This is a genomic window from Marinococcus luteus, assembly GCF_900106595.1.
Lineage (GTDB): Bacteria > Bacillota > Bacilli > Bacillales > Marinococcaceae > Marinococcus > Marinococcus luteus.
This window is the reverse complement of sequence record NZ_FNNC01000003.1, coordinates 199,617-215,611: the sequence shown is the minus strand read 5'-3', so window position 1 is coordinate 215,611 and position 15,995 is coordinate 199,617. Positions and strand designations below refer to the sequence as shown.

At 47.7% G+C, this 15,995-nt stretch carries 17 protein-coding genes; 13 read left to right on the top strand and 4 right to left on the bottom strand.

The genetic code is table 11. The annotated features are described in order from the left end of the window. Window positions 1–152: 152 nt before the first annotated feature. Window positions 153–1,616: a catalase gene (locus BLV22_RS08585; RefSeq protein ID WP_091613962.1), complete on the top strand. Its 1,464-nt coding sequence runs from the start codon at window positions 153–155 to the stop codon at window positions 1,614–1,616. A gap of 234 nt (window positions 1,617–1,850) precedes the next feature. On the opposite strand, the gene BLV22_RS08580 is transcribed toward BLV22_RS08585, so the two are convergent. Next, window positions 1,851–2,711, bottom strand: coding sequence for a Cof-type HAD-IIB family hydrolase (locus BLV22_RS08580; RefSeq protein WP_091613960.1), 861 nt, complete (start codon window positions 2,709–2,711; stop codon window positions 1,851–1,853). A gap of 263 nt (window positions 2,712–2,974) precedes the next feature. Between BLV22_RS08580 and BLV22_RS08575 the strand changes: the two genes are divergently transcribed. From BLV22_RS08575 to BLV22_RS08525, 11 genes are all read left to right on the top strand, one after another. Continuing rightward, a complete protein-coding gene (locus BLV22_RS08575; RefSeq protein ID WP_091613957.1) occupies window positions 2,975–3,436 on the top strand; it encodes a GNAT family N-acetyltransferase in 462 nt (153 codons plus the stop codon). 19 nt (window positions 3,437–3,455) lie between these two features. Beyond that, window positions 3,456–5,165, top strand: a complete 1,710-nt coding sequence (locus BLV22_RS08570; RefSeq protein ID WP_176967719.1) for an FAD-dependent oxidoreductase — start codon at window positions 3,456–3,458, stop codon at window positions 5,163–5,165. A 158-nt stretch (window positions 5,166–5,323) separates the two neighbouring features. After that, entirely contained in the window at window positions 5,324–6,250 is a 927-nt protein-coding gene (locus BLV22_RS08565; RefSeq protein ID WP_091613951.1) for an ABC transporter ATP-binding protein, read from the top strand. Further along, the gene (locus tag BLV22_RS08560) at window positions 6,247–7,206 is read left to right on the top strand and encodes an ABC transporter permease (protein ID WP_091613948.1); all 960 of its coding nucleotides are present in this window, start codon (window positions 6,247–6,249) and stop codon (window positions 7,204–7,206) included. The genes BLV22_RS08565 and BLV22_RS08560 overlap by 4 nt, the downstream gene beginning before the upstream one ends. A gap of 72 nt (window positions 7,207–7,278) precedes the next feature. Next, window positions 7,279–7,722, top strand: a complete 444-nt coding sequence (locus tag BLV22_RS08555) for a DUF4064 domain-containing protein (RefSeq protein WP_091613946.1) — start codon at window positions 7,279–7,281, stop codon at window positions 7,720–7,722. Window positions 7,723–7,772: 50 nt separating this feature from the next. After that, entirely contained in the window at window positions 7,773–8,273 is a 501-nt protein-coding gene (locus BLV22_RS08550; protein ID WP_091613943.1) for a metallophosphoesterase family protein, read from the top strand. A 199-nt stretch (window positions 8,274–8,472) separates the two neighbouring features. Then, the gene (locus tag BLV22_RS08545; protein ID WP_091613941.1) at window positions 8,473–9,651 is read left to right on the top strand and encodes an MFS transporter; all 1,179 of its coding nucleotides are present in this window, start codon (window positions 8,473–8,475) and stop codon (window positions 9,649–9,651) included. 257 nt (window positions 9,652–9,908) lie between these two features. Next, entirely contained in the window at window positions 9,909–10,751 is an 843-nt protein-coding gene (locus BLV22_RS08540; RefSeq protein ID WP_091613938.1) for an arylamine N-acetyltransferase, read from the top strand. A gap of 107 nt (window positions 10,752–10,858) precedes the next feature. Beyond that, window positions 10,859–11,407, top strand: coding sequence for a GNAT family N-acetyltransferase (locus BLV22_RS08535; RefSeq protein ID WP_245724055.1), 549 nt, complete (start codon window positions 10,859–10,861; stop codon window positions 11,405–11,407). Window positions 11,408–11,543: 136 nt separating this feature from the next. Then, window positions 11,544–12,200, top strand: coding sequence for a futalosine hydrolase (locus BLV22_RS08530; RefSeq protein ID WP_091613934.1), 657 nt, complete (start codon window positions 11,544–11,546; stop codon window positions 12,198–12,200). Beyond that, complete coding sequence (locus BLV22_RS08525) at window positions 12,197–13,030, top strand: 1,4-dihydroxy-6-naphtoate synthase (RefSeq protein WP_091613932.1); 834 nt, start codon at window positions 12,197–12,199, stop codon at window positions 13,028–13,030. The genes BLV22_RS08530 and BLV22_RS08525 overlap by 4 nt, the downstream gene beginning before the upstream one ends. A gap of 90 nt (window positions 13,031–13,120) precedes the next feature. Here the strand turns inward: BLV22_RS08525 and BLV22_RS08520 are convergent, their stop codons facing one another. Genes BLV22_RS08520 through BLV22_RS08510 form a run of 3 tightly spaced genes read right to left on the bottom strand, consistent with a single transcriptional unit; the run spans window position 13,121 to window position 14,838 of the window. Beyond that, complete coding sequence (locus tag BLV22_RS08520; RefSeq protein WP_143030970.1) at window positions 13,121–13,612, bottom strand: CRISPR-associated protein Cas4; 492 nt, start codon at window positions 13,610–13,612, stop codon at window positions 13,121–13,123. Then, a complete protein-coding gene (locus BLV22_RS08515; protein ID WP_091613927.1) occupies window positions 13,576–13,866 on the bottom strand; it encodes a hypothetical protein in 291 nt (96 codons plus the stop codon). The genes BLV22_RS08520 and BLV22_RS08515 overlap by 37 nt, the downstream gene beginning before the upstream one ends. Window positions 13,867–13,893: 27 nt before the next feature. Further along, window positions 13,894–14,838, bottom strand: coding sequence for a DMT family transporter (locus BLV22_RS08510; RefSeq protein ID WP_091613924.1), 945 nt, complete (start codon window positions 14,836–14,838; stop codon window positions 13,894–13,896). A gap of 133 nt (window positions 14,839–14,971) precedes the next feature. On the opposite strand from BLV22_RS08510, the gene BLV22_RS08505 reads away from it, so the two are divergent. Further along, window positions 14,972–15,982 (top strand): S66 family peptidase, encoded by a 1,011-nt coding sequence (locus tag BLV22_RS08505; RefSeq protein ID WP_091613922.1) that lies wholly within the window; start codon window positions 14,972–14,974, stop codon window positions 15,980–15,982. The last annotated feature ends 13 nt before the right edge of the window (window positions 15,983–15,995 follow it).

Here is a 15,995-nt window from a genome sequence, read left to right as displayed (position 1 = left end):
AACAACGATTTTTAAAGGATTTAAGCTGTTTTTAAAGTGTAAGGCAATTAAAAAGCGAACCCCCAGATTAAAATTGTTATAAAATAATATTGATTTTTATGTGGGGTATGTTATCATATGGGATATGAAAATAATTAAGAGGTGATGAAAGCATGGCTGATCGTAAAAATGTACAAACAACCGGTTCAGGTGCTCCAGTTGGAGATAACCAGAACTCGTTGACAGCAGGCAACAGAGGCCCGACTCTTATTCAGGACGTACACCTTTTAGAAAAACTTGCTCACTTTAACCGCGAGCGCATTCCTGAGCGTGTCGTTCACGCAAAAGGCGGCGGTGCTCATGGTGTTTTTGAAGTGACAAACGACGAAATTTCCAAGTATACCAAAGCTGATTTCTTAAGCGAAAAAGGAAAAGAAACACCGATGTTCATCCGTTTTTCCACAGTGGCGGGCGAATCCGGTTCAGCGGACACCGTACGTGATCCGCGTGGTTTCTCTGTAAAATTCTATACAGAAGAAGGCAACTACGATCTCGTAGGTAACAACACGCCGATCTTCTTTATTCGTGACGCTATTAAATTCCCGGATTTCATCCACACACAAAAACGTGATCCACAGACGCACTTGAAAGATCCGGATATGGCATTTGACTTCTGGTCCCTTTCTCCAGAGTCGCTGCACCAGATCACGTATCTGCACGGTGACCGTGGTATTCCAGCAACGTGGCGCCACATGAATGGCTATGGCAGTCATACGTTTAAGTGGGTCAATGACCAGGGAGAAGCATTCTGGGTAAAATACCACTTTATCAGTGATCAGGGCGTTAAAAACCTTGATGAGCCAACAGCAAATCAAATAGCTGGTGAAAACCCGGACTATCATACAGAAGATCTGTTCAATGCTATCGAAGAAGAAGATTATCCTTCCTGGACACTGTATGTACAGGTTATGCCTTACGAAGAAGCACTCACGTACAAATGGGATCCGTTTGATGTTACAAAAATCTGGTCGAAAGAAGACTATCCACGTATTGAAGTCGGCCGTATGACATTAAACAAAAACCCTGAAAACTACTTCGCAGAAGTAGAGCAGGCTGCGTTTTCTCCAGGCCACTTTGTACCTGGTATCGAGGCTTCTCCGGACAAAATGCTGCAGGGACGTCTGTTCTCTTACTCTGACGCCCACCGTTACCGCGTAGGCGCCAACCATGAGCAGATTCCGGTTAACAAACCAGTAAGCGGCACAAACAACTATCAGCGTGACGGCTTCATGCGCACAGATGACAACGGAGGCGGTTCGAAGAACTATGAACCGAACAGCTACGGTGGTCCTACTGAAGACGCAGCAGCAGAAATCAGCCCGTTTGATGTAGAAGGCAAGGTTGCAAGCACACCTTACCCTGACGATGATCACTACACGCAGGCTGGCGATCTGTACCGCCTGATGAGCGAGGACGAAAAGCAGCGTCTCGTTGATGCATTTGTGGGCCACATGAAACCAGTCCGTAAGGATGAAATTATTAAGCGTCAATTAGAAATCTTCTACAAAGCGGATCCGGATTACGGACGCCGTATTGCAGAAGGACTTGGCTATAAAGTACCACAAGAAGAAGCGTAAGCAGTACCACCGTTTGCGCAATCACCAATTTAATTTTATGCATTATCCACTCACAACTTGTACCCGTGCCTTTTCAGGCACGGGCTTTTTTTATGAAAAAAGCCGGGATCCAAAAAAATTCTTCGGATCCCGGCTCATGCAGTGAAGTTTCAGCACCTCTGTTTATATTTCGAAAAGGCAGACGAAAATGTACGAGCACGTGGTATGGTATAGACAGATGAAAAAATGCATCATTTAAGAATTCAACATGTATGTAAGAGCTTCCGCGACGCCGTATTCATCGTTTGTGCCAACAATATGATCGCTCATGGCTTTGACTTCATCCACAGCGTTTCCGATAGCGACAGCATAGCCGGCGGTTTCAAGCATAGTGATATCATTGTAATTGTCTCCGATGGCGGCGGTATCTTTTAACGGTACAGCAAGCTCTGTAGCAAGTCTTTCAAGGGCAAGTCCTTTCGAAGCTCCTGTATGTTCAACCTCGAAATTATGATCACCCGAAGTAACGAGGGTTAAATCTTCCCGATGTTTAAAATGGTCAATGCCTGCCCGGCGCTTTTCTCCGATAAAAGAGACGGCCAAAATATTATACAGGGAAACTTTCATATCATACAGATCGAGGTAGCTTTCAATAAAAGAAAATCCGATTTGGCTGTACTGTCGTTCCGCTGCTTTCTGCATGGAAGCTGTATCCGCGTGGGGGTTGGAGCTTTTGATCCGGTCCTGCTCGATTTGAAGCAGTTCCCGGCTGTTGTGAGGAGTGTAAATAGCTTTCTCTGTAAACGCTTCATAATAGAATTCCTGCTGATGAAGCCATGAAAGTACTTCCATGCCTGTTTCTTTTGGAAGGGGTACAGAGATATACAACTCACGGTCCGGAGAGTGAATAGCAGCACCGTTTGCAGAAATTACCCACGGATGAAGAGAAGTATTTTTAAGAATGTTCCATACGTCAAAGTGGGCTCTGCCTGTAGCGATAATGATATCAATTCCGTTTTCGACGGCTGTTTCAAGTGTTTGTATCGTTTTGTCATCTAATTGGTTTTCACTGTTTAAAAGAGTGCCGTCCAAGTCAATTGCGACCATTGAAAACATTTCGTGTCCTCCCATCAGTAGACGAGGTTAAAAGCATAAACCTTTTATACTTTAACATAAAATATCCTAAACAACGAAATTATGCGCAAAAATTTGTATAATAATGGTAAAATAATTATACAGCTTCATTCGAAAGATGTATAAAAAATTGGAATGGTCATGCCCGGGGACTCTTTTTATTGACAGGAGAAGGATATGGAAAAGTGCAGAAAGAAGATAGTGGAGGAAAAGAACTCGAAGGATACTGAATAGGGGGAGTGGTTATGTATATTAAAAGAACAGAAGACCCGGTGCTGCTCAGCCGGCTGAATCAGTCGCTGCACGAATGGCACGTAAACCTTCATCCTGAACTTTTCTTCCCTTACGATCAGCCGTCGGCTCAATCGTATTTTGAAAAAAAGCTCGCTGACGACTGCCACATGTTTTTTATTGCTGTAGAAGACGACGAACCGCTGGGGTACGTCTGGCTTGAGCTTCGCAAAGAAAAAGGCAACGATTTTAAACGTCCTTCGCACTATGGCTACATTTATCAGATTGTTGTGAAAGATCAACATCAGGGTCAGGGTGTTGGGGCTTTTTTAATGAAAGAGGCGGAGTATGCTGCGCGGGACTACGGAGCAGATAGACTTGAGCTGGATTATCTGGCGCAGAATTATATAGCAGAAGCCTTCTATAAAAAAATCGGATATGAACCAAGGCGGGTTACAGTGCATAAAGAGCTTTAAGAGGATGGGGGCTGGAGAGATGGTTACGAGTCATACAAATATTATTATCGCCGGGACAAGCATCGAAGGACTTGTGCTGGCACGGGCTTTGGAACGCTATGATGTAAATGTCCGGCTGCTTGAAGAACAGAAATCTCCTGCCCATGAACCGAAAGCACTGCTTTTATATGCGCGGACGCTTGAAGTGCTCGAAAGCATTAAACTGGCAAAACCATTGCTGGAGACAGGAATAGCTTATCATTCACTGGAATTCAATTATGAAGGAAAACAGATTTTTACCCCTTCCTTCGATTTTTTGAAAGATGAATCTCCTTATCCGTTTGTATTGTCGCTGGCTAACTGTGATGTGCAGCGTTTGCTGCAGCGTGCATTGGTGAAAACGTCTGTGGAATGGGGCATGCGCATTACGAAGCTGAAGCAGAATGGTTTAAAAACAGAAGCGATAGTCGAAAAAAATAACATGGAAGAGCGGATAATTGCTGATTATGTTGTTGGGGCTGACGGGATTGACAGTGTTGTCCGGCAGCTTGCTTCCATTAAATGCAAAATGGATGGCGGCTCTGAGTTAATGATGGCAGATGTTAAAACAGAGCAGCGGCTGACAAACAATGCCCCGTCCATGATGTTTAATAAAAAGGGAATTATGTTTGCCGCAGATCTTCCCGGTCATCAGGCGAGAATCATGATGGTCGACCGCGAGGAGCCATACACCCGACTTGAAAATACAGAAGCCTCTCTGCGGGGACTCTACCAAAAAATCACTGGCCTCCCGTTGTCGATGCAAACGGCGGTTACGGTACAGTCGAAGCAGGCTGTGTTCCATCAGGCAAAGGAATTTCGGGCGGGTGATGTCTTTTTAGTCGGTGAAGCGGCGCATGCCCATCACCCGATGACAAGCCAGAGTGTGAACCTCGGCATCCAGGACAGCATTAATTTAAGCTGGAAGCTTGGCATGGTATGCGCGAGGGCTTGCCCGGAAACGCTGCTTAAGTCATACGAGGCTGAGCGGCTTCCGGTTGCGAGAAAAGTCAACCGGACGACGGATTGGACGGTTCGAAGCCTGGCTGTGCAAAAGCCTATTGCTGTTCAGGCAAGAAACCGCACGCTGAAAATGGTGGAGATGATTGAACAGCTCCCGGAGGCCTTTATCCGGAGACTGTCGCATTTGTCGGTGAGATACCGGGCATCGGCGCCGCCGCTGAAAGAAGAACTCAGGCGCGCAGGGGCACTTCATCCAGGAGACCGGGTACCCGACGCAGCATTAACGGATTTTGAAAATCGTAAAACCAGGTTATATGAGCATTTGCAGGAAGGGAAATTTTTATTTGTGATGCGCACGAGCGGCAGCCGGATCGACAAGGAATATGCGTTTATTAAGCGCTGGATCCGCAAATCCGCTCCGTATTTTGGGAGCATGGTACAGCCTGCACTAGTGTCGCCGACACCGACGATGGGGCAGCCTGATGATATTCTATGCTGGAGTGAAAGACATTTAAGCAGGGAGTTCCGGCAATTGATCGGGCCAGGGGAATCCATGCTCATACGGCCGGATGGTTATTTGCTTTTTCACAGCGATGCTGCAGGGTGGAGCAGCTGGAAGGATGCAGTTGAGCTGTTTCTTACAGCAGGGGCTGAATGGAACCTGGAGGAACAGGAAGCGCGGAAATGGCGTCAAAATTTCAAATCAATCAGCCGCAAATGGAAAAAACAGCTGACATTTAGTAAATAAGAAAATTTACTTTAAAGCCGGTACCGTATACAGCGGGAGCCGGCTTTTTGAAACGCACGGAGGTGTATTACGTAAAAAATGAAAGAAAACATTGACACCCGCATTCCAAAAATAGGAAAATGAACGGGTTGAATGCCTATAAGTAAGGAGAGGAAACCATGTCATCGATTTTAGAAGTGAATGACGTACATAAGCGTATTCGCGGTAAAGAAATCATCCAGGATTTAAAATTCTCTGTCGAACCGGGAGAGGTTTTTGGCTTCCTTGGACCGAATGGTGCGGGGAAAACAACCACAATTCGTATGATGGTCGGGCTTGCCCCTATCACGTCGGGGGATATTCTTATCGACGGCTACAGCATCCAAAAATCATACGCGAAGGCGATTAAACAGATCGGAGCCATCGTGGAAAATCCGGAAATGTACAATCATTTAACGGCGGAAAAGAATCTGATCCACTTTGCCCGGATGAACGGGAAAGTAGATCAGGAACGCATTGACGAGCTGCTCGAGCTTGTAAAGCTGGAGCATGTGAAAAAGAAAAAAGTGCGCACCTTTTCTTTAGGAATGAAGCAGCGGCTCGGTATTGCCCAGGCGCTTCTGCACCGGCCGAAACTGTTGATTTTAGACGAGCCGACCAATGGCCTGGATCCGGAAGGAATTCGAATGGTGCGGGCTTACCTGCGCCGGCTTGCCGAGGAGGAAGGGCTTGCGGTGCTTGTTTCGAGCCATCTGCTCTCAGAAATGGAGCTGATGTGTGATCGTTTTGCGATTATCCAGGACGGTAAGCTGATCAGCATTGAAGATCAGCGTGTCGCGGGTGGAGAAAATCAGCCGCTGCCATACCAGATTGATGTCGGGCCGGAGAAACTGGAAGCTGCGGTGCAGGTGGTAAAAGAAGCTTATCCGGACCTGAAAATTGAAGAAGCAGACCAGCGGCTGACGATTTACATAGAAAAAGAGAACGTTCCTGCCCTTCTGCGTTATGTAATGGAAGCCGGGTTCGACCTTTATGAAGCAAGAGAGGATAAACAAACGCTCGAAGACCGCTTTCTTCAAGCGACATCGAAGGAGGAATCCTCATGATCCGCCTGATACAAAATGAATGGATGAAGCTGTTCTGGCGCATCAGTACTTGGGTGATGGCAGCAATTCTGTTGGTCGGGGTGATTGGTGTTCTCATTTATTCCATCACCAATCAGCCCTCAGCTGAGCAGCTTCCCTCGGAAGCACAGTGGAAAGCCCAACTGGAGCAGGAGAACGCTGAGTACCAGCAGGCTCTGGAAGAGAGTGGGTCTTCGGCGGAATTCTATGAACAGAGAATTGCGGAAAATGAATACCGGATTCAAAATGATATTCCTCCACAGCAGGCTACTGGAGAGAATGTCTGGTCATTCATGAGCACAAATACAGCCTTGCTTGATCTGCTGAGTATCTTCGTCATCATTATAGCGGCTACAATTATTTCTTCTGAGTTTAAAAGCGGGACGATTAAGCTGCTGCTGGTCCGCCCGCCGTCCCGGATAAAGATACTGTTCTCAAAATATCTTACAGTTCTCCTTTACGCCCTGGGGATGCTCGCATTTCTCTTTGGTGTCTCGTTTATCTTAGGGGCTCTTTTCTTCGGTTTCGGTGAGTCTTCAGCAGAACTAATCTATACGGACGGGGAAGTCGAGCAACGGCCGCAGGTGCTTGCCCTGGCGATCGATTATCTGACCGGATCAGTGAATTTTGTCATGCTTGCGACGCTGGCATTTGCCATTTCAGCGATTTTCCGAAGTGAAGCGATGGCGATTGCGATCAGCGTTCTGTTATATGTGGTGGGAGCCGGTGTAACAAGCACTCTGGCTATGGCCTATGACTGGCCGAAGTTTCTGCTGTTTGCAAATACGAACCTGAATCAGTACTTTACAAGTGGAGGGCCGCCGGTGGAAAGCATGACGCTTGGTTTTTCCGTTATCGTCCTGATTGTGTACTGGCTGATTTTTATGGGGTTTGCAGTGTGGATGTTCAAAAAAAGAGAAATCAGCGTAACCGGTTAAGGAAAGTTGTTTGAAGCCCGGTGCAGATAGGGAACAAAATAATTGAGAGTAAATGAAGAGGAGTGTGCGCCTATGGTGAAACGTACGTCAGAAAAAGTGCTTGGAATTATCGCGGCTGTTTTAAGCGGCCTTGGCATCATTTTAGGGATTGTTCTTTTATTTGTAGACGCTTCTGCGTTAGAAGAAGCAAATCGGATGATTCAGGAAGAAGGGGGAGAAACGCTGAATGCTCAGGATATGGCAGCTCAGTTTACCGCCTTCGGTATCAGCCTGATTATCTTTTCGGCGATTGCAACAATTCTTGCGGTGATAGGCGTCTTTTTGCTGAAGCGCAATAAACGTGCTGTCGCTTCCGGTATTTTATTTTTTGCAGCAGCGATTGCCGGGTTTATAGCGGTTAACCTGTTTGCAATTGTGCATTTTATTCTGCTCGTGGTGGCAGGCATTATGGCTATTGTCCGCAAGCCGGATACGCCAGCCGATAATTCTGCAGACGTACAGGAATATCCTGAATAACAGAAACGGGGCTCCGATAATTCGGAGCTCTTTTTCATGAGGAGGATTAAATGAAAATACTTGTGATTGCTGACACCCATATGCCTAAAAAGGCAAAAGAGTGGCCGGAGGAGCTTTATAAAGCATTTGCAGAAGCTGATTACATTATTCATGCCGGAGACTGGCAGAGCCCGGACGTGTGGAAAGACCTAAGGCAGTATGCCCCGGTTACCGGTGTATACGGAAATGTTGACGGAGAGGATATAAAAGCTATCGTGAAGGAGAAAGAGGAAGTCGTTCTTGAAGGATGGCGTATCGGTATCGTACATGGTCACGGAGAGAAAGGGACGACTGAAAAAAGGGCCGGAGAAGCATTTGCCCCCGGCCAGAAAGACATTATCATTTTCGGCCATTCTCATATTCCCTACTTACGGTATGCCGGAAAAACGTTGATGTTTAACCCGGGGTCGCCGACGGACAAGCGAAAGGCGGCGATGTTTTCATACGGGCTGCTCGACCTCAGTCATGACTATTTTGAAGCCCGTCATGTATTTTTTTCCCGAAAAAGCTAAACGAAATACTGAATGCCGCTTTCTTTTAAATTTTGCTCGATAGCTTCCGGCAGCGGTAATACCCGCCGAACCGCTGCCGCTTCCGATCACGTCATGCATAGTATTTAAATTCTTTAATCTCTTCATTTCTATTCTTTTTGCTCGAAGAAATGAAACGAACCCGAAATGGAAAACTATTACTCGAAAGAAGGAAGAGCACATGCAGTATGAAACAAGTGAATTCCGCTCAGAACGGCTGACGACCGGACTTTTATTTTGGTCAGGGCTGATTGTGATGTCGAGTTTGTACATGACGATACCGCTGATACCAACTTTTTCGGAAGCGTTCGATATTTCTGCCGGCGAAGCTGCCTGGGCAGGGAGTATTTTTTCAGTTTTTTTCGCGGCCGGCTGCCTGCTGTACGGTCCGTTGTCGGAACGGGTGGGCAGAAAACGTACGATCGTCACAGGCCTGCTTGTGCTCGCTGTCGTCACCATTTTGCTAGGTCTCGTGCCGACCTTTTCTGCGCTGGTTATCGGCCGGGCTCTCCAGGGGCTGGCAGCGGCTTCATTTTCACCGGTAGCGCTGGCTTACATTGGCGATATGTTTGCACCGGCTAAGAGAGGTTCGGTTATCGGGTTTATTAGTGCCGGCTTTCTAATTGCCGGGATTTTCGGCCAGACGTGGAGCAGTGCCGCCATGCAGGCAGCCAGTTGGCACTGGGCCTTTTTGCTGCTCGGCATTGTTTATATGCTCACCTTTGTTTTAATGTGGCGTCTGCTTCCGGTAGATCCGTCGAAAGGAAAAACGGGCGGTGAGCCTTCTTTTTTCTCCCAGCTGCAGACAGCGACCAAAAATAAGAGCCTGATGCTTTGCTTTATAGTCACTCTGTCGGTGCTTATGGTTTTTGTGGGGATGTATTCCTCACTCGGACAGTATCTGCAGGGCGCTTTCCAGCTGAGCCAGGGTGATATTTTATACGTCCGCGCTGCCGGGCTGCTCGGCATCAGTGTTGCTTTTTTTACGGGGAAATGGAGCCAGCGTGTCGGAAGTCCGTTTATCCTTCGCGTAGGTCTCGGTATCGGGGCGCTCTCACTTTTGTTGATGATCGTTACCGACAGCTTATGGCTTTTGGTAACGTGGAGCGTGCTGTTTACGACTGGAGCTGGATTGATCGTACCTGCGATCATCGCGCTCATCAATCAGGTGGGGGCTGAAGTGAGAGGCGTGGCAACTTCGCTGTATACATTTATTTTATTTATCGGGGCCAGCATCGGCCCGGTGCTCAGTACCGCAGTAAGCCAGGCTGTATCTGTCGAATGGGCCTTCGGCATTCTCGCTTTGATTTACGCCGCCAGTTTTGTCACAGCTTTAGGGATACGTGTGCCAAAGCAGTAAAGAAGTCGTTAAACGGCTTCTTTTTTAATTTTATGTTAAGTTATTTAACATATATTTTCTTCTGGATAGGTTTTAATGGAAAGGCATGTAGGAATAACATGAATAAGAGAAGAAGATGACAGAAAATATAACAAAGTATTTTCAATATCGCTGCTAAATTAATCGAAATTTTCAGAAAAAAATGGTATGGTAGAAATCTGAGAAGGCAGTCAATAAATAATATATTTAGATAATTCAGATAAATAGGAGTGGTGAACATGGTTAAAAGCAGCACGAAGAGTTATTTGGAAGCCCTACATTTGACGGTGGAGGAACCTTCTTTTTCTTATCTGGCAAAAATTATGAACGCTCACTTGTTTACCTTTCCGTTTGAAAATGCGAGCAAACTAATATACCACCGGGAAAATGCCTGGGAAAATTATACGCCGGACACGCAGAGCTTCGTCGATAACTTCGAAAAATACAAATTCGGGGGAACGTGTTTTACCGTTAATCAGAAAGTCACGGATATACTTCAGGATTTAGGCTTTGATGCTTATAATATTAATATGGGGCCGGAACACATCGCGACTGTCGTCCGGCTGCAGGGGGAGCATATTCTCGTGGACTGTGCCGTTTCAGCGCCGATTTTTTCCCCGGTACGCCTGGAGAGGTCCGATCGGAACATTTATATGTATCACGACGAAAAGATTGTCATCAGTCCAGTGGACAAAGAAAACCATCTGTATGAATTCAAACGGTATATAAAAGGAAAGCTGACAAAAGACCAGTGGGTATTTGATGCAGGGCTGCCGAGAAGCCAAAAATATCTCGATGATATGGTGAGCCATTCCCACCGGCAAGACGCTATGTTTATGTCACTTCTGAGACTGCAGATGTGGCAGCCGACTCGAAACATTACGCTGAAAAATAACCGGGTGCGCATCTATCATCCGGACGGAACGACGGAAAAAAGAGAACTGCAGTCGATTGAAGAAATCGAAGAAGTGGTTAAGCATGAATTCGGACTCGGAAAACTGCCTGTGCGAAAAGCGATCGAATATCTCGAAGCTAATGGGGTAGACGTATTTGCTTCCTTAAATAAAGAAGAAGCATCTTAAGTAAAATCGGCGCAGGCAGCGCCGGTTTTTTATTTGAAGAAGGTTGCTGCCGGTTATCTGTATCGCATATGATAGACAGATAACATTACACAGGGCAGGTGTTTGGATTGAATAATACGATTGCTGAGGTAAAGCTGGTGCCCTTTGAACGGGAGCATTATGACAAGTTAATCGAGTGGGTGCCGTCGGCCGATTTTTTAAAGCAGTGGAGCGGAGAAGCGTTTACATACCCGCTGGATGCAGAACAGCTCGATGATTATCGCATGCAGCAGGAGGGGGATAATCCCAAAAGGCTTGTCTATACTGCTCTGCATCAAACAACGGGGGTTCCTGTCGGTCACATATCGCTTGGAGCCATTAACTACCACGATCGTTCCGGGCGGATAGGCAAGGTGCTCGTGGGAGATGAAACGATGCGTGGGGCGGGTCTCGGGCAGTGGATGGTTCGGGAGGTGTGCCGGATCGCCTTTGACGAATTGCAGCTGCACCGGGTCGCGCTCGGAGTTTTTGATTTTAACGCTTCCGCTTTGCGCTGCTATGAGCGTGCCGGTTTTCAGCGCGAGGGCGTAAAACGGGATCTTCGTCTCGTAGGAAACACCTACTGGTCCCTTGTGGAAATGAGCATGCTCGAAGAGGAGTGGGAGAAACTGCGTTAATTCCCGCGGCGGCTGTTACCGCATTTCTGGAAATTTCATCATAAAAGGTTCATAATAAAAGGACAGGAGCCATCTGCGCTCGTGTCTTTTTTATAGGCAGACAGCAGAGGCTTGATTACGGCTTGGAGGGGTGCGCATGAAGAAAAAACCATCTGTACTGGTAATGGTTTCTGTGGAGGCGGAAAAAGAAGCCCTGCAGGCAGCAGCGGAGGCAGAAGATGCCTGGGAGGTGCAGGTAGGCGGTGTCGGAGCGGCGCAGATGAGTGTACAGACATCGCTGCTGCTTGCTGAGCATAACTATGATTTAGTTATAAACGCCGGGATTGCGGGCGCATTTCCGGATAAAGCCTGGCTGGGTGATATTGTGGCAGCCAGTGAAATCGTCGCCGCGGATATGGGGGCGGAAACAGAGGAAGGATTCGCACCGCTTGAAAAGCTTGGGCTGGGGCCGACACGTTTCCCTGCAGAGAAAAAGTACACGCCTGAGTTAGTCCGGCGTCTTGCGGAGCAGGGGATTTCGGCTGTTGAAGCTCCGGTGCTTTCTGTGTCGACCGTGACCGGTACACAGGCGACGGTGAACCAGCGGGCGTTTTTATATGAAGATGCTGCGGCAGAAGCAATGGAAGGCTACGGCGTGGCAGCGGCCGCCAGCCATTTCGGGGTTCCGGTAATGGAAATACGGGCCATATCAAATGAAGTCGGACCGAGAGACAGGGATGCCTGGGATATACCGGGAGCACTGGATTCTCTGCGGTCGGCTGTACTTATATTGCAGGAGGTTACATCATCATGAAAATAGCTTTTTCCCCTTGTCCCAACGACACGTTCGTGTTCCATGCCTGGACGCATGGGCTGTTAAAGGATACAGAAGCTCCGGAAGTCACATTTGCAGATATTCATATTACCAACCACTGGGCCGCAAACAAAGAAGGGCCGGAAGTAATGAAAATTTCCTACGCGGCCCTTCCGTGGGTGCTTGAAGATTATGCTCTTCTTCCGAGCGGCGGTGCCCTAGGGTACGGCTGCGGCCCCTTAGTATTAACAAAAGGTGAAAAAACGCCTGAACATTTGATCGGAAAAACGGTGGCAGTGCCAAGTGAACGGTCTACGGCTTATCTGCTGTTCCGCTTATGGGCATCCAAAGTGATTCCTGAAGGTGTGGGAGAAATTAAGGTGATGCCTTTCGATGATATTATGCCGGCGGTGAGGGACGGCGAAATAGATGCCGGTCTTGTCATTCATGAAGCCAGATTTACGTATCATAATTACGGCCTTTCGCTTGTAGAGGACATGGGCAGCTGGTGGGAAAGGGACACGGGCTTCCCGATTCCGCTTGGAGCAATTATTGCCCGCCGCCATTTAGATACGCAGGTGCTCGCAGACAATGCCCGGCGATCTGTGGAATACGCCTGGGAGCATCCGGAGGCATCAAGTGATTTTGTCATGGAAAATGCCCAGGAGATGTCACCGGAGGTGGCCCAGTCCCACATCGAGCTGTATGTTAACGAATTCACCCGCAAGCTCGGTGAAGACGGGTACGCCGCTGTGGAAACCCTGCTCGGACGGGCGATGGAAGAAGAATTAATCCCTTCCTTTGACCTGAAAAAAATCAGGCTGTACTAAACAGAAAGTTCCTGGAGTCTTTTGAACGGTAATTATTGAGGTGATATTTATTATACCGCCATGGTAATTAAGTTCAGGCACCAGGAACTTTTATTTAGAAAAAGTACATTGCTTCTTCCGGTAAATACAGGATCGGCATTTTACTTTGGAAGGGTTCACAGGAACTGGTCCGCCCTTTTCCGAAGTCTCCATATATTCGAGAATGTCTGCTAATTTTTGCCGCTGCCGTGTCGTGTTTTTTATGTAAAAGCTCTTGTTGCGATAATATAAATAACCCCCGCGGACGGTGCCGTACTGTTCAGCCAGGACAAAACCAGCTGTCAATTGCATCTGGTCATGAAAGCGCGGGCTGTTTTTAGCTGATATGCCGGATTTCTTTTCTCCAACAGTCACATACCAATTATTTTTCAAAATGAGATCCGGTTTGCCCCGGATTTTCCATTGATGATTTTCAAGAATTGGAGCATAAGTTCCCTTTTTGTCCCTGTAAACGACCTTATTTGCTCCTCTGAATATTCTATAAATGAAAAAACATGCAAAGATCGTCAGAAAAACAAAGAGGACCATATGGAAAATGCCCAAAATATACCTCCTCCGGCGAGCAATGCTGCTCCTAAAGCAGCTAACAGACGGAAAAAACCAATACCGGGCCGCTGGGTTTGATTAAATTTTTCGTGTGCCTTGTTTCCGCGGCTGAATCGCTGCTCCCGTATTTGTTTTTGTTCGTCGTCTAAAAGGATTTTATTCTGCTTAAGAGTTTTATCCAAACGCCATTGCTCAGAGCATCTGGTAAAGGCGTTGATTTCTGTAGGGGTAAAATATTTTTCTTTTTTCATTGAAAGCTCCTTTCTACAAAAATAAGATTAAGTTTGTATAGTTTTCATTTTTCTCGCTGCCAAAGCGGCGCGGAGGCTGTGAAGAATCATTCCTGCGAGCACGAGCGCCATGCCGGAGAACGTCAAGGTCGAAGGTAATGCTGTATGAAGCAGAAGCATTTCGCCGATAAGGGCAAACAGCACTTCCCCTGACTGAGTGGCTTCGACGCCGGCTAATTTAGCAGTATCGTTTTTTACCAGTTCTGTGGCATAAAAAAACAGAACGGTAGCGATGATGCCGGAGGAAACGGCAACGATAAAGGACTGGGAAATCTGAGACCTGCCAGGAAGACCGTGTACGGAAGCTCCATACAGTGCTAAAATAATCCAAAAGGGCATGCTCGCAATAGTCATGCCAAGCACCCGCTGGAAAGTAGTGAGCCCGTTTCCGGCTACATGCATCATTTTCCGGTTGCCAAGCGGGTAGGCAAAGGCAGCCAAAAGCAGTGGAAGAACGCAGAGCCAGACATTCAGGAAAGGAACCGCTGAAGCATGTTCAGCCTGCATAATAAACACTCCTGCAAGAATCACTAAAGAGATCAGTATGCTCTGGATTGGGATGCGCTGCTTAAATCCGGAGGTTTTATGTAAAAAGGGCACAAGCAGCGACCCGGCAATGATAGTGATTTGAAAAGTAGCGGCGACAAGCCAGCCGGGACCGTATACGGTGGAAAAAGCGATAGGCGCATAAAAAAGTCCAAATCCGACTGTGCTCCAAAGAAGCCACTCTGAAGGACGGGTGCGGAGATGATGGAAAACGGGGCGCAGCCGCTTTTGTGCTCCGACGATTGCGATAAGCATGGGCAGCATAAAAAAATAACGAAGCGAGGCACTCCAGGCCCAGTGCCCGCCGGAAAGCTCCATCGAACGGTTTAAAACAAACGTGACAGAAAAAAAGAGGGCTGCTGTAAGGCCCAGCAAAATAGCTTTCATTTACGAGGACCACCTTCGATACAATATTTGGTTATTGTATCACAGCTAAAAATTTTTCCCAATATTCTGTTGAATAAAAACGGCAGAGCATTGTGCTTGTTCGAAAAAATCAGGTAAAGAAAGCAGGTGGAGCATGAAGTACCCTGAAGCTCTAAAAAAGGGAGATACAATTTATGTAACAGCGCCATCGAGCGGAGTGCCTGCATCTTTACACGGGGTACTTCAGCAGGCAGTGGAAAAAGTCCAGACGAGAGGGTTTCACGTCCGGGTGGGAGAAACGGCCTGGCAGCAGCAAAAGGCAGCAAGTGCCGACCGTTTTCAAAGAGCCGAGGAGCTGATGATGGCACTGGCAGATCCGGAAATTCAAGTAGTAATGCCTCCGTGGGGCGGGGAGAGAATCGTAGATATTCTGCCGCTGCTGGAATGGGAATGGCTGCGTGAGCTGCCGCCCACCTGGATTCTCGGCTATTCTGATACGAGCACGCTTGCCTTCGCCTACACAATGATGACCGGAACGGCCTCGGCCCATGGCACGAATCTGTTTGATCTGGCTGCGCCTATCTGGGACGACGTGACGAAAAAATGGGAGCGGGCTTTAAAAGCTCCGCAGGGCGAAGCCATTTACCAGCACTCAAGCTCGCATTATCAGTCGTCCTGGAAGAAGGCGTTTGAGCAGCCCGGCTCAGGGTTTGTGCTGGATACGCAGACATCCTGGAAGCATCTTGAAGGGGCGAATACGGATGAATTGAGCGGTCGTCTGCTCGGCGGGTGTCTGAATACGCTGCCGCGCCTTGTCGGCACCCCTTTGGACCGGGTACAGGAGTGGCGTTCAGAAAAAGTCATTTGGTATCTGGAATCCACAGGCATGGATGCAGCAGAAATTCACCGTTCCCTGTGGCAGCTGCAGCAGGCCGGCTGGCTGGATAACGCTGCCGGCTTACTTGTAGGCCGGCCCGAAGGATACAATGACACAGAAGGATTTACCATGGAGGACAGCCTGAAGGAACTGTTCGGGGGTCGTCTTCCTGTCTGGTACAACGCTGATATAGGCCACATGCCTCCGCAGTGGACATTTATTAATGGGGCATTTGCCAATCTCCGTTTTGACCGCGGCCAGGCTGAAATGACAATGAGAAAATCTTAGCAGGGGGAATCAT